We start from the raw sequence: 13,991 nt of genomic DNA, 5'->3' as shown, positions 1-13,991 counted from the left end.
CCGCGGCTCCCAGCAGAGATCACGGCACCTCGGCGTCGGCGTGAGCCGGCGGGGGAGCGGGGCGTGTGGTGCGGTCGATGCAGACGGCGGGTAGCAACGGAGGTAACAGATGTCCGGCCACTCAAAGTGGGCGACGACCAAGCACAAGAAGGCGGTCATCGACGCCAAGCGCGGCAAGATGTTCGCCAAGCTGATCAAGAACGTCGAGGTGGCCGCCCGTACCGGCGGTGGTGACCCGGCCGGCAACCCGACTCTCTACGACGCCATCCAGAAGGCGAAGAAGAACTCGGTCCCGAACGACAACATCGACCGCGCGGTCAAGCGCGGCTCCGGCCTGGAGGCCGGCGGCGCCGACTGGCAGACCATCATGTACGAGGGCTACGGCCCGAACGGCGTGGCGATGCTGATCGAGTGCCTCACCGACAACCGCAACCGGGCGGCGACCGAGGTGCGCACCGCGCTGACCCGCAACGGCGGCTCGCTGGCCGACGCGGGCTCGGTGTCGTACATGTTCTCCCGCAAGGGCGTCGTGATCGTCCCCAAGGCCGGCACCAGCGAGGACGACGTGATGATGGCCGTCCTCGACGCGGGCGCGGAGGAGGTCAACGACCTCGGCGAGGCGTACGAGGTGGTCTCCGAGCCGGGTGACCTGGTCGCGGTCCGCACCGCGCTGCAGGACGCCGGCATCGAGTACGAGTCGGCCGAGTCCTCCCTCATCCCCAGCGTGAACGTGCCGCTGGACGAGGAGGGCGCACGCAAGATCTTCAAGCTGATCGACGTGCTGGAGGACTGCGACGACGTGCAGAACGTCTTCGCCAACTTCGACGTCTCCGACGAGGTCATGGCCGCCGTCGGCTGACCCCGCCCGACGTGCCGAGCGCCGGCCACCCCGTGATCGGGTGGCCGGCGCTCCGCGTCTCGCGTGGTCAACTCCGCGTCTCGCGTGGTCAGCCGATCGGCTCGCGCTGCCGCCACGCCGTCCGTACCGAGGTCCGCCCGTTGGTGCGCAGCAGCGAACCCTCGTAGATCCGGGCCCCGGCGAGCAGGAACCCGGCCGCCGCGAGCAGCAGCAGCGCCAGCGACACGAACGGCTCCCACGTGGCCGCGTCGCCGGTGAACAGCCGTACCGGCATCGCGGTCGGCGCGGAGATCGGCAGGTAGGACAGGATCCGCATCGCGGCGGCGTTGTCGTTGAGGAACACCACCGCGAAGAACGGCGCCATCACGGCGAGCTGCACCGGGGTGGACGCCCCGGCGATGTCCTCCTGGCGGTTCACCAGCGCCCCGGCGGCCGCCCACATCGCCGCCAGCAGCAGGAAACCGCACAGGAAGAACGGCACGAACCAGCCGATCGCGGGTGCGATCAGGCCGAGCAGGTCGCCGCCGTCGGTCAGGCGCATGCCGATCAGCGCGACGGCCGCGATCAGGGTGATCTGTCCCAGCGCCAGCGCGCCCGCCGCGAGGATCTTGCCGGCCAGCAGCGCCCGGGCCGGCACGGCGGCGACCAGGATCTCCACGATCCGGGTCTGCTTCTCCTCGGTGACGCTCTGCGCGATCTGCAACCCGAACGTCTGGGACATGAAGAAGAAGACGAACGCGAAGGCGAACGGCACCAGGTAGCCGACGAGCGGATCCACCGCGTCCGGGTCCAGCAGCTTCACCTGCGGGGCCGCGCTGAGCGCGGAGACCACGTCGTCCGGGGCCCGCTCGTCGGCGACCACGACCGGACCGGCGACCACCGCGGCGTCCGCGTCGCCGTCGCGTACCGCCTGTTCGGCGGCGCCGTCGTCGGCGACGAGCATGACGTCCAGCCCGGCCGCGCGCAGCGGATCGGCGCCGGCCGCGGTCACCGCGACCGTGGACGGACCGCTGCTCATCAGCGCCGGCACCACAGTGGCGACGACGGCGAGCAGCAGGAAGATAAGCGTGCTGTAGAGGAACGTCTTGTCGCGGATCTTGACCTTGATCTCGCGGGCCGCGACCAGCCGGGTGGCCTGGAACGTGTTCACTGGTTGACCTCTCGGAAGATCTCGGCGAGGGACGGGGTGACCGGGCCGAACGCGCGGACCGGGCCGCGCTCCAGCGCCGCGCGCAGCACCGCCTGGTCGTCGGCGGGCGGGTCCACCTCGAACACGGCGCGCGCGCCGTCGAGGTCGACAAGCCGCACGCCGGGCTGGTCGCGCAGCCAGCCGGCGTCGCCGTCGACCACGAGCGAGAACCGGGGCAGGGTGTACGCGGCGCGCAGCTCCTCGCGGGCGCCGGCGGCCCGGATCGTGCCGCCCGCGATGAGCACCAGGTCGTCGCAGAGCCGCTCCACCACGTCGAGCTGGTGGCTGGAGAACAGCACCGGCGCTCCGGCGGCGGCGCGCTCCCGCAGCACCGCCACCACCATGTCGACGGCGAGCGGGTCGAGCCCGGAGAACGGCTCGTCCAGGATCAGCACCTCCGGGTCGTGCACCAGCGCGGCGGCGATCTGCGCGCGCTGCTGGTTGCCGAGCGACAGCGTCTCCAGCAGGTCGTCGGCCCGCTCGCCCAGACCGACCCGCTCCAGCAGCGCGTCGGTACGCCGGCGCGCACCTGCGGCGTCCAGCCCGTACAGGCGGCCGAGGTGGACCACCTGCTCGCGGGGCGTCATCTTGGGATAGAGGCCGCGTTCCTCCGGCATGTAGCCGAACCGGGCCCGGGCCTCGCGGGTGAGCGGCCGCCCCCGCCATGTCACCTGCCCGGCGTCCGGGGCGAGCACGCCGAGAACGATCCGCATGGTGGTGGTCTTGCCGGCGCCGTTGCCGCCGACGAATCCGGTCATGCGCCCGGCGGTCACGTCGAAGGAGACGTCCTTGAGCACCTGACGGCCGCCGAAGCTGCGGTCGACGCCGTCGAGGCGGAGCACGCTGGTCATGATCCCGACGCTACGGCCGGCCGTCGCTCCCGTCGTCCCACCGTGGGGCGATCACGAGGTCCGTCGCGTGGGGGACGGGCGTCATCCCCCGGGCCGCACCACGCCGTGCTCGTACGCGAACACCACCGCCTGCACCCGGTCGCGCAACCCCAGCTTCGCCAGGACGCGGCTGACGTGGGTCTTCACCGTCGCCTCGCCGACGCGCAGGACGTCCGCGATCTCGGCGTTGCTGGCCCCGCTCGCGACCAGCTCCAGCACCTCCCGCTCGCGCGGGGTCAGGTCCGCCGTCGCCGCGTCGTGCCGGGGGTCCGGCGGCGCCGCGCCGGGCCGGGCGAACGTGGAGATCACCCGCCGGGTGAGCGACGGCGCGATCAGCCCTTCGCCGCGCGCCACCACCCGCACCGCCTCGACCAGGTCCTCCGGGGTGCCGTTCTTGAGCAGGAAGCCACTCGCCCCGGCCCGCAGCGCGGCGAACAGGTAGTCGTCGTGGTCGAACGTGGTGAGGATCAGCACCGCCGGGCCGCCCGGCGTCGCGTCGGCGGTGATCCGGCGGGTGGCCTCCAGCCCGTCGAGGACGGGCATCTCCACGTCCATCAGCACCACGTCCGGCCGCAGCGCGGTCGCCATCGACACGGCACGCTGCCCGTCGGCGGCCTCGCCGACCACCTCGATGTCGTCCTCCACCTCCAGGATGACCCGGAAACCGGTCCGGACCAGGTGCTGGTCGTCGACGAGCAGCACCCGTACCGGCGCGGTCACGCCGCCCGCCCGGTGGCCTCGACCGGCAGCGGCATGCGGGCCCGGACCCGGAACCCGCCGCCGGGGCGTGGCCCGGCCTCCACCTCACCGCCGTGCGCGGCGACCCGTTCCCGCATGCCGATCAGGCCGAGCCCGGCCCCGGCGGCCGGCGCGCCGCCGTGCCCGTCGTCGCTCACGTCGATCTCCAGTTCCCTCGCCAGATAGCGGATGCGCACGTCGAGCGTGGTCGCGTGGGCGTGCTTGACCACGTTCGTCACCGCCTCCTGCACGATCCGGTACGCCGCCTGCGACACCGAGCGCGGCAGCGGCACCGGCTCGCCGTACACCCCGAGTTCGGCCCGCAGCCCGGTCTCCCGGGCCCGGTCCACGAGCGCGCGGACGTCCTCGATGCCGGCGGTGTCCTCCGGCGCGGCGGCCGCGCCGGCCGGGTCGCGCAGCACACCGAGCATCCGGCGCAGCTCGTCGACCGAGGTGCGGGCCGTCTCCTCGATCGCGGCCAGCGCGGTACGCGCCTTGTCCCGGTCGCGGTCGAAGACACGCCGGCACGCGGCGGCCTGCACGCCCATCACCGAGACGTGGTGGGCCACCACGTCGTGCAGCTCCCGGGCGATGCGGACCCGCTCGCCCATCACCGCGCGCTCGCGCGCCTCGGCCTGTGACCGGCGCAGCTGCTCGGCCTGCTCCCGCAGTTCGTGCCGGCGGCGGGCGGCCACCCAGGCGGTCTGCCCGGAATAGTAGGCGAACCCGAAGAACAGCACGTTGTAGAACACCCCGTTGACCACCGCCGCGAGTACCGGCGGCACCGGGCCGGCGGCGTCGGCGAAGGAGGCCGCCGAGATCTGGTCGGCCCGCAGCGCGAGCGACAGCGCGAGCCAGCCGAACATCGCCACGATGATGCCGGCGCGCAGCCGCCCGGCCAGCCGCCGGTCGGCGCCCCACGCGCCGAGCGTGAACAGGGCGGCGAACAACGCGCCCGAGGGGAGCTGGGCGAGCGGCACCGCCCGTGCCTGCCCGGCGATGAACGCGATCGAGACGAGCACCGCGACGGTGGCGGGCCACCGCCGCCGTACGGTGAGCGGGGCGGTCACCGCCACCGTCCACCAGACCTGCTCGCCGAGGCTCGGCGGCGGCCCGAGCAGGAAGGCCCCGGTGCTGTGCGCCAGCGTCAGCTCGAACAGGGCCAGCACGGTGACCGCGAGCCCGACCCAGAGGTCGGCGCGCAACTGCGCGGCGGTGGGAACCGGCCGGCGCCAGGCGGTGGTGGTTGCGGTGCTCACCGTACGACCATGCCACCGCCGCGCCCGGTGCGGTGCCCGGGGCGTAATCGGGTGGGCCGGACGACAACCGCGACGTAGCCTGCCGGGGTGTTCGTGCCCGATCTGCCGTTGCGCACCGAGCGCCTGGTGCTGCGCGCCTTCACCGCCGACGACCTCGCGGTGGTCCGGGACTACCGGGGCCGCCCGGAGGTGACCCGCTACCTCTACCACCAGCCGTACGACGACGCCGCCGCCCGCGCCGCCATCGAGCGGCTGGTCCGGCGGACCGCGCTGCGTGCCCCCGGCGACGTGCTCAATCTCGCCGTGACGCTGGCGGGCACCGGCGAGTTCGCCGGGGACGTGCTGCTGAGCTGGACCAGCGGGGAGCACCGGCAGGGCGAGATCGGGTACGTGGCGCATCCCGCGCACACCGGCCGGGGGTACGTCACCGAGGCGGCCCGGGAACTGCTGCGGATCGGCTTCGACGGGCTGGGGCTGCACCGGATCGTCGGCCGGCTGGACGCCCGCAACACCGCGTCGGCCCGGGTGCTGGAGCGGCTGGGCATGCGCCGGGAGGCGCACCTGCGGGAGAACGAGTTCGTCAAGGGGGAGTGGACCGACGAGGTGGTCTATGCGGTGCTGGCCCGCGAGTGGCGGGCGGCGACCTGAGCGGCCGCCGGACGCGGGCCCGGCACGACGGCCGGGCCCGCCGCCCTCAGCAGCAGCAGCCCTGCCGGAACCCCCGCTCGACGTACGACGCCAGACCGGCCTCGTAGTAGCCGGCCCCGGGCCGGATCGGGTGGTCGCTGAACAGCTCGACCCGCGACCCGAACCGGACCAGGTACGCCTCGGCGTCACCCGCGTCGTTGCGGATCATGCTGCCGCGCGGTCCGTAGACGTGCTCCAGCTCGGCGAAGGACATCCCGACCGACCCGCCGGCCGGGGAGCGCGGCGGCGCGGTGGCCGTGCCCACCGACACGAGCCGGCCGTCCCGGAAGGCCAGCAGGATCGCGCCGGCCCAGGAGCCGGTGACACCGGCGTGCACGACTCCGGGGCAGCCGGGCGCCGTCCAGTCGATCAGGCCGGCCGCGACGAGCCGGTCCAGCCGGGCGCCGATCCGGAACGGGCCGGCGCCCCGGACACTGAGCACCGCGTTCTCCGGGACCGCCGACCGGGCGCGCACCGGCGTGCCGGCATCGCCACCGGTGGCCGCCGTGCGCACCGGTGCGGCGGAGGCGGCCGGTGCGGCGACCGGCACGGCGGCGGCCAGCGCCAGTAGAGCGGCGAGGACGGTGGACGCGAGACGGTTCATGGTGGATCTCCTTCCGTCGGGTTCTCCTGTCCTGTTGGTCTCCGGCCGCGGCGGTTCGGTTCGGTGGATCGTCTACCGTCGACGTGGTGGCCCGGGTGGCGGTCCCGGAGGTGGTGCGGTGATCACGCCGACGTGGATCGGGGCGTACCGGGTGGAGCGCCTGCTCGGCACGGGGTCCTTCGCCACGGTCTGGCTCGCGTACGACCCCGCCCTCGCCGGCCGGGTGGCGGTCAAGGTGCTGGCCGAGAACTGGAGCCACGACCTGCGGGTGCGGGAACGGTTCCTCGACGAGGCCCGGCTGCTGCGGCGGCTGGACCACGACCGCCTGGTCCGGGTGCACGCCGTGGGGGAGCTGCCCGACGGCCGCCCGTACGCCGTGCTGGCCTGGGCCGACGGCGGCAGCCTGCGGGACCGGCTGGCCCGGGGCCCGCTGCCGGTGACGGAGGCCCTGTCGGTGCTGGACGAGATCGCGGCCGGGGTGGCGGTGCTGCACCGGCACCGGGTGGTGCACCGGGACCTGACACCGAGCAACGTCCTGTTCCACTCCGGCCCGGACGGTGAGCGGGTGCTCATCGCCGACCTGGGGCTGGCCAAGGCGCTCGCCTCCGCCTCCGGGCTGACCGCCCGGGCCGGCACGCCCGGCTACATGGCGCCGGAGCAGGACGACCCGCTGGCGGTGGTCGACACCCGCGCCGACGTGTTCGGACTGGGCCGCCTGGGACTGCGGCTGCTCGGCCGGGCGGGCCCACCGGGCGGGCCGGTCGAGCAACGGCCGGCCGGTTCACGCCTGCGTCCCGGGGTGCCGGCCGCCGTGGACGCCGTGCTGCGGACCGCCACCGCCGTACGCCCGGCCGACCGCCACCCGGACGCGGACGCGTTCCGGCGGGCGCTGCGGCGCGCGGTGGCGGGTGGGCCCGCCCCGCCCCCGCCCCGGCGGGCACCGCGCCCGGTGCCGGCCGTCGCCGCGGTCGCGGTGACGCTCGCCGTCGCCGTCACGGGCGCGGGGGACGCGATCCACCCCGTTGCGGCCGGTGCGGTGGGCCGCAGCGGGCCGCTGACCGTGCTCCTGCCGTCGGGCTGGCGGGCCGAGGGAACCGGCTGGGCCGGACGGTACGGCGACGACGGCCGCCTCGAACCGGCGCTGGTGATCTCCCCGGACCCGGGGAACTGGGCGGCCGACCCCATGCTGCCCGGCGCGTTCGTCGGTCTCGCCACCGGTGCGGCTCGCCGGACCGGTCCGGCGGCCTTCCTCGCCGGACGGCCGCACGCCGACTGCGTCGCGGCACCGCCGCGGCGTACCCGGCAGGGCGGCGTCGAGTGGACCGTCGTCACGTACACCTGCCCCACCGGCCGCCCGGTGATCGTCGAGGCGGCCGGGCCGGCGACCGGCCGGGCCGGCCTGCTCTACGTCCAGCTCGTCCCGCCGCCGGACGCGGGCGCGGACTTCGTCGACGGCGTGCTCGCCGGGGTACGGGCCGGGTAGGCGGCGCGGTCAGACCACCACCACTGTGATGGGGTACGCCCGCCCGTCCTGCGGGATGGTGACGACGACGGTGCCGGTGCGCACGAACCGGATGTCCACCACGCCGGCCTCGTAGCTCTGCGAGGCTAGATCCTCGCGGTCCACCGTCACCTCACCCGGGCCGATGCCCCGGATACGCAGGATTCCACCGGCGGCGAAGCAGAGCGACCGCACCAGCGCCAGTTCGGTCTCGGCCAGGATCAGGTCGTGGCGGACCGGCCCGAAGCACGCGGCCGGGGCGGTGGTGCGTACCGGCGGGGCGGGCTTTGTGGTCCGGGGCGCGGCCGGTGGTCGTGGCCGCGTACGCGGGACCGCCGGTCTGCTGCTCGACGGGGCCGGCGTGCTCCCCGGCGGTGCCGGGGTGGGCCCGGGCGGCCTCGCGGTGGTGGGTGGCGCGGCGGCGACGGCGCTTGTCACCGCCGGCCGTGCCGGAAGTGGCGAGACCGGGCGGCCGGCGCAGGCGGGCGTCGCGGCGAGGGCGGCGAGTACGACGAGCGCGACGCCGCCCCGCCGGCGGGCCGGCTCACGCATCGGACAGCCGTAGCCGCAGTTGCCGCCGGGCCTCGTGGATGCGGGACTTGACGGTGCCCTCCGGCACGTCGAGCAGGCCGGCGATCTCCCGGTAGCTCAGCCCGAGCACGTCGCGCAGGGTCACCGCCTCGGCGAGGTCCGGCGGGACCGCGTCGAGCGCGTCCAGCAGGTCGAGCCGGGTGCCGGCGACCACGCTCGTCCGGCGGGGGTCGGGCGGGTCCGGCAGCGGGACCCCGCCGGCCTCCCGCTGCCACCGTCGCCGCAACGTGCGGTAGGTGGAGCGGGCCCGGTTGGCGGTGATCCGGTAGAGCCAGGTGTCGAACGACGACCGCCCCTCGAACCCGGTGATCCCGTGCGCGAGCGCGAGCAGGGCGTCCTGGCAGGCCTCCTCGGCGTCCTGCCGGTGGGGCAGCAGCCGCGCGCACTGCCGCAGCACCTCTGGCCGTACGGCGGCCAGCAGGGCGTCGAGGGCCGTGCGGTCGCCGAGTGCCGCCGACCGGGCCAGCTCGTCCGTGCCGTCGGGGAGGGGCATCAGGGCGTCCCAGTGCTCGCCGGTGGTCCGGACCTCAGGCTATGCCCCGGGTGGCCGGTCCGCCCCGGCTGAGTCGGGCAGCCGACGGCGTCTCGCCCCGGCGCCGACGGCACCGGGGCGAGAGCGAGGTCGCGGGGACCGTAGCCGGGCGTCAGCGGGTGGCGCGTCCGGCCTTGATCGCGCTGTCGATCACATCCCAGATCGCGACCAGCACGACCACCGCGCCCGCCACCCGGGCGAACTCGACGGTGCCGCCGTCGCGCAGCCAGGCGAACCGCTCGACCAGCTCCGGGTTGAGCAGCCGGTCGGTGGCGAGCAGCCAGAGCACCGGGGCGGCGAAGGCCACGTTGAGCACCGCGTTGACCGCCACCAGCGGCCAGGTCCACCGGCCGGACCGGTATTTGGCGATCTCCAGGCCGACGGTGGCCAGCAGCACCACGATCAGGGCCGGCAGCCAGAAGCTCCAGAGCGCCGGGTCGAGCACCGGCATCCGGGAGCCGCCGTCGGTGGTCCAGCGCTGGAAGTGCTGACCGATCAGACCACCGACGGTGGCGAGCAGGAACACCACCGAGGCGATGCTGTCGGAGTGGCTGATCTGCCGCTCCCGGCTCTCCTCGGGGAGCTGGTCGACGGTCCACTCGGGCAGCCCGAGCGGGGTCCGGGTGCGCTCCAGCAGGGCGAACACCAGCGTGACCCAGAACGCGATCTGCACCGCGGTCTGCATCGCGGCCACGACCGCCGTGCCGATCGCCGCGCCCGGCTCGCCGTCGACAAGCGCCTTGGTGAGGCCGGCGAGCACGCCGACGATCGCCGGGATGTACGTGAGCAGCAGCCGCAGCAGCCGCCACCACGTCAGGTAGTAGCGCGGGCCGATGAGTTGCAGGGTGCGGTCGCTGTAGCGGGCCGCGAGCTTCTCCGGATGGCCCAGCTCGGTGAGCACCTCGCGCTCGGCGGAGGCGTGGTCCTGCCCGCCCGAGGTCCGGTCGTCGATCATGTCGGCGATGGAGCCGCGCAGCTCCTCGGCGAGCTCCAGGCGGCGTTGCGCGGGCACGGCCCGCATGGTGGCGGCGACGTAACGGTCGGTCAGGGAACTCATCGTTCCGCTCCTTCGATCAGTTCGGTGACGGACGTCCGCACCGCGGTCATGTCGTCGAGCAGGAGGTTCAGCACGGCGTCGCCGTCGGCGCTGGTCCGGTAGAACTTGCGCGGCCGGCTCTCCTCGGTGTTCCACTCGCTGGTGAGCAGGCCCTGGTCCTCCAGGCGGCGCAGCAGCGGGTAGAGCGTGTTGGCGTCGACCGCGAAGCCGTGCGCGGCCAGCCGTTGCAGCAGGGCGTATCCGTAGTCGGGGCGGCGCAGGGCGACCAGGCTGGCCACCACGACCGTGCCGCGCCGTAGCTCCTGGAGGTGGGTCCGGAGGACCTCGTCGCTGACCATGCTCAACACAATAGTGTGTGTCACACACTATTGCAATAGAGCAGAACGCCGCGTGCCGCACACCTGTCGGTCGGAGAGAGACGGAGCACCCTCGGTGTGGGCGGTGGAGCCCGCAGGGCCGCCTCGGTAGGGTGGGTCGGTCGACTCCGACGCAGCTTGATCCACAACCCGGGGGGCGCCACGCATGGGCGATTCGTTCGCGCATCTGCACGTACACACCGAGTACTCGATGCTGGACGGGGCGGCCCGGCTCAAGGACCTCTTCGCCGAGGCGGCGCGGCTCGGCATGCCGGCGGTGGCGATCACCGACCACGGCAACATGCACGGCGCGAACGACTTCTACAAGCAGGCCATGGACGCCGGGGTCAAGCCCATCCTCGGCGTCGAGGCGTACGTCGCGCCGGAGTCGCGCTTCCACAAGGCCCGGGTCAAGTGGGGGCGCCCCGAGCAGAAGAGCGACGACGTCTCCGGTAACGGCGCGATCACCCACATGACCATGTGGGCGGCCAACCGCGACGGCCTGCACAACCTGTTCAAGCTCAACTCCCGCGCCTCCATGGAGGGCCACTACGTGAAGTGGCCCCGGATGGACATGGAGCTGATCGCCGAGCACGCCGAGGGCATCATGGCCACCACCGGCTGCCCCTCCGGCGCGGTGCAGACCCGGCTGCGGCTGGGCCAGTTCGACGAGGCGCTCAAGGTCGCCGCCGCGTACCAGGACATCTTCGGCAAGGACAACTACTTCCTGGAGATCATGGATCACGGCCTCGACATCGAGCGCCGGGTCCGCGACGGGCTCACCGAGATCGCCCGCAAGCTCGACATCCCGCCGGTGGTCACGAACGACTCGCACTACACCCACGAGGCGCAGGCCGAGGCGCACGACGTGCTGCTCTGCGTACAGACCGGCAGCAACGTGGCCGACCCGAACCGGTTCCGCTTCGAGGGCGGCGGCTACTTCGTCAAGTCCGCCGACCAGATGCGCGCCGTCGACTCCTCCGAACTGTGGCAGCAGGGCTGCCGCAACACGCTGCTGGTGGCCGAGAAGGTCGACCCGGCCGGCATGTTCACGTTCCACAACCTGATGCCGCGGTTCCCGATCCCCGAGGGCGAGACCGAGGAGTCCTGGTTCCGCAAGGAGACCTTCGCGGGGCTCAAGCGCCGCTTCCCGAACGGCATCCCCGAGGGCCACGTCGTCCAGGCCGAGTACGAGCTGGGCGTCATCATCCAGATGGGCTTCCCGTCGTACTTCCTCGTGGTCGCCGACTTCATCCAGTGGGCCAAGAGCCAGGGCATCGCGGTCGGCCCGGGGCGTGGCTCGGCGGCCGGCTCGCTCGTGGCGTACGCGCTGGGCATCACCGACCTCGACCCGATCCCGCACGGCCTGATCTTCGAGCGGTTCCTGAACCCCGAGCGCGTCTCCATGCCGGATGTCGACATCGACTTCGACGAGCGCCGGCGCGGTGAGGTCATCAAGTACGTGACCGACAAGTGGGGCGAGGACAAGGTCGCGCAGATCGCCACGTTCGGCACGATCAAGGCGAAGGCCGCGATCAAGGACTCGGCCCGGGTGCTCGGCTTCCCGTACGCGGTAGGCGACCGGATCACCAAGGCCATGCCCCCGGCGGTGATGGGCAAGGACATCCCGCTGTCCGGCATCTTCGACCCGAAGCACCCGCGCTACGCCGAGGCCGGCGAGATCCGTGGCCTCTACGAGTCCGACCCGGACGTCAAGAAGGTCATCGAGACCGCCAAGGGCATCGAGGGCCTGATCCGGCAGACCGGTGTGCACGCCGCCGGCGTCATCATGTCCGCCGAGCCGATCATCGAGCACATCCCGCTCATGCGGCGCGACTCCGACGGCGTCATCATCACGCAGTTCGACTACCCGACCTGCGAGTCGCTCGGACTGCTGAAGATGGACTTCCTCGGCCTGCGCAACCTGACGATCATCGACGACGCGGTAAAGAACATCCAGCTCAACCACGGCCGGGAGCTGGACCTGCTCGGCCTGCCGCTTGACGACAAGGCGGCGTACGAGCTGCTGGCCCGTGGTGACACGCTCGGCGTGTTCCAGCTCGACGGCGGGCCGATGCGCTCACTGCTGCGGCTGATGAAGCCGGACAACTTCGAGGACATCTCCGCCGTCCTGGCGCTCTACCGGCCCGGTCCGATGGGCGTGGACTCGCACACCAACTACGCGCTGCGCAAGAACGGCCTCCAGGAGATCACCCCGATCCACCCGGAGCTGGAGGAGCCGCTGCGGGAGATCCTCGCGCCCACGTACGGCCTGATCGTCTACCAGGAGCAGGTGCAGCGCGCCGCGCAGATCCTCGCCGGCTACACGCTCGGCCAGGCCGACCTGCTGCGCCGGGCGATGGGCAAGAAGAAGAAGGAGATCCTGGACAAGGAGTTCATCCCGTTCCGGGACGGCTGCCGCGAGCGCGGCTACTCCGACGAGGCCATCCAGGCCGTGTGGGACGTGCTGGTGCCGTTCGCCGGCTACGCGTTCAACAAGGCGCACTCCGCCGCGTACGGCCTGGTCTCCTACTGGACCGCGTACCTCAAGGCGCACTACCCGGCCGAGTACATGGCCGCCCTGCTCACCTCCGTCGGTGACGACAAGGACAAGATGGCGCTCTACCTTTCCGAGTGCCGCCGGATGCGCATCCAGGTGCTCCCGCCGGACGTCAACACCTCGGCCGGGCCGTTCACCCCGGTCGGCAAGGAGATCCGCTTCGGCCTCGGCGCGGTGCGCAACGTCGGCGCGAACGTGGTCGCCTCGATCATGCGCTGCCGCGAGGAGAAGGGCGACTACGCCGACTTCTACGACTTCCTGTCCAAGGTCGACGCCGTGGTCTGCAACAAGAAGACGATCGAATCGCTGATCAAGGCCGGGGCGTTCGACGTGCTCGGCCACCCGCGCAAGGGCCTGCTCGCCGTGCACGCCGACGCCATCGACGCGTACGCCGACGTCAAGCGCAAGGAGGCGGTCGGCCAGTACGACCTGTTCGGAGCCGGCTTCGGCGAGGCGGAGACCGGCGGCACCACCACTGTCATGCCGGTCATCGGCGAGGGGGAGTGGGACAAGCGCGACAAGCTCGCGTTCGAGCGCGAGATGCTCGGCCTGTACGTCTCCGACCACCCGCTGTTCGGCCTGGAACATGTGCTCGGTGCCGCAGCCGACACCACCATCGCCGCGCTGTCCGAGGAGGGCACCGTGCCCGACGGCGCGGTGGTCACGCTGGCCGGCATCCTCTCCGGCGTGCAGCGCCGAGTCACCAAGCAGGGCCGGGCGTGGGCGTCGGCCACCCTGGAAGACCTGGCCGGCGGCGTGGAGACGCTGTTCTTCCCGAACACGTACGAGGTGATCGGGCAGTACATCGCCGAGGACGCCATCGTGGTGGTCAAGGGCCGGGTGGACCGGCGCGACGACACCCCGCGCATCATGGCGATGGACATGTCCATGCCGGATGTCAGCAGCACCCCGGGGAGCAAACCGGTCACGCTCACCATCCCGGTGCACCGCTGCACGCCGCCGCTGGTGGAACGGCTCAAGGAGACGCTGGTGCTGCACCCCGGCGACACCGAGGTGCACGTCAAGCTGCTCAACGGCGGCAAGGTGACCACGCTGCGCCTCGGCCCGTTCCGGGTCGCGGCGACCACCGCGCTGATGGGTGACCTGAAGAGCGTGCTCGGCCCGGCCAACGTGAGCTGACCGGGCCGAGCGCCCCGGCACGACGCCG

Annotated in this window: 13 protein-coding genes; 4 read left to right on the top strand and 9 right to left on the bottom strand. The window is 73.0% G+C overall.

All coding sequences use genetic code 11. The annotated features are described in order from the left end of the window. The first annotated feature begins 109 nt into the window (after nt 1-109). On the top strand, nt 110-859 hold the full coding sequence (locus AB0B20_RS08485) for a YebC/PmpR family DNA-binding transcriptional regulator (protein WP_357469221.1): 750 nt from the start codon (nt 110-112) through the stop codon (nt 857-859). A gap of 88 nt (nt 860-947) precedes the next feature. On the opposite strand, the gene AB0B20_RS08480 is transcribed toward AB0B20_RS08485, so the two are convergent. The 4 genes from AB0B20_RS08480 to AB0B20_RS08465 form a co-directional block, all read right to left on the bottom strand. Beyond that, nucleotides 948-2,009 carry an ABC transporter permease gene (locus AB0B20_RS08480; RefSeq protein ID WP_357387124.1) on the bottom strand — a complete coding sequence of 354 codons (1,062 nt, stop codon included), beginning with the start codon at nt 2,007-2,009 and terminating at the stop codon, nt 948-950. After that, nucleotides 2,006-2,899, bottom strand: a complete 894-nt coding sequence (locus tag AB0B20_RS08475) for an ATP-binding cassette domain-containing protein (protein ID WP_357387126.1) — start codon at nt 2,897-2,899, stop codon at nt 2,006-2,008. The genes AB0B20_RS08480 and AB0B20_RS08475 overlap by 4 nt, the downstream gene beginning before the upstream one ends. Nucleotides 2,900-2,980: 81 nt before the next feature. Then, nucleotides 2,981-3,658, bottom strand: a complete 678-nt coding sequence (locus tag AB0B20_RS08470) for a response regulator transcription factor (RefSeq protein WP_357387128.1) — start codon at nt 3,656-3,658, stop codon at nt 2,981-2,983. Then, entirely contained in the window at nt 3,655-4,935 is a 1,281-nt protein-coding gene (locus AB0B20_RS08465) for a sensor histidine kinase (protein WP_357469217.1), read from the bottom strand. The genes AB0B20_RS08470 and AB0B20_RS08465 overlap by 4 nt, the downstream gene beginning before the upstream one ends. An 87-nt stretch (nt 4,936-5,022) precedes the next feature. Between AB0B20_RS08465 and AB0B20_RS08460 the strand changes: the two genes are divergently transcribed. Continuing rightward, nucleotides 5,023-5,583 (top strand): GNAT family protein, encoded by a 561-nt coding sequence (locus AB0B20_RS08460; protein WP_357387132.1) that lies wholly within the window; start codon nt 5,023-5,025, stop codon nt 5,581-5,583. 46 nt (nt 5,584-5,629) lie between these two features. Here AB0B20_RS08460 and AB0B20_RS08455 read toward each other — a convergent pair whose 3' ends face one another. Beyond that, nucleotides 5,630-6,226: a hypothetical protein gene (locus AB0B20_RS08455; protein WP_357387134.1), complete on the bottom strand. Its 597-nt coding sequence runs from the start codon at nt 6,224-6,226 to the stop codon at nt 5,630-5,632. A gap of 118 nt (nt 6,227-6,344) precedes the next feature. On the opposite strand from AB0B20_RS08455, the gene AB0B20_RS08450 reads away from it, so the two are divergent. After that, complete coding sequence (locus AB0B20_RS08450) at nt 6,345-7,709, top strand: serine/threonine-protein kinase (RefSeq protein ID WP_357469213.1); 1,365 nt, start codon at nt 6,345-6,347, stop codon at nt 7,707-7,709. A gap of 9 nt (nt 7,710-7,718) precedes the next feature. Here AB0B20_RS08450 and AB0B20_RS08445 read toward each other — a convergent pair whose 3' ends face one another. The 4 genes from AB0B20_RS08445 to AB0B20_RS08430 form a co-directional block, all read right to left on the bottom strand. Next, complete coding sequence (locus AB0B20_RS08445) at nt 7,719-8,279, bottom strand: hypothetical protein (protein WP_357386577.1); 561 nt, start codon at nt 8,277-8,279, stop codon at nt 7,719-7,721. Beyond that, the gene (locus tag AB0B20_RS08440; protein WP_357386575.1) at nt 8,272-8,811 is read right to left on the bottom strand and encodes an RNA polymerase sigma factor; all 540 of its coding nucleotides are present in this window, start codon (nt 8,809-8,811) and stop codon (nt 8,272-8,274) included. Before AB0B20_RS08440 ends, AB0B20_RS08445 begins: the two co-directional genes overlap by 8 nt. Before the next feature lie 151 nt (nt 8,812-8,962). Then, nucleotides 8,963-9,907 (bottom strand): permease prefix domain 1-containing protein, encoded by a 945-nt coding sequence (locus tag AB0B20_RS08435; RefSeq protein WP_357386573.1) that lies wholly within the window; start codon nt 9,905-9,907, stop codon nt 8,963-8,965. Next, complete coding sequence (locus AB0B20_RS08430) at nt 9,904-10,245, bottom strand: PadR family transcriptional regulator (RefSeq protein ID WP_357386571.1); 342 nt, start codon at nt 10,243-10,245, stop codon at nt 9,904-9,906. The genes AB0B20_RS08435 and AB0B20_RS08430 overlap by 4 nt, the downstream gene beginning before the upstream one ends. Nucleotides 10,246-10,429: 184 nt before the next feature. Between AB0B20_RS08430 and dnaE the strand changes: the two genes are divergently transcribed. Then, entirely contained in the window at nt 10,430-13,963 is a 3,534-nt protein-coding gene (dnaE, locus tag AB0B20_RS08425; RefSeq protein WP_357386569.1) for a DNA polymerase III subunit alpha, read from the top strand. The last annotated feature ends 28 nt before the right edge of the window (nt 13,964-13,991 follow it).

Origin of the sequence: Micromonospora sp. NPDC049151 (genome assembly GCF_040648395.1) — a bacterium.
GTDB lineage: Bacteria > Actinomycetota > Actinomycetes > Mycobacteriales > Micromonosporaceae > Micromonospora.
Note: the sequence above shows the minus strand (reverse complement) of the source record. Positions and strands in the feature narration are given on the sequence as shown.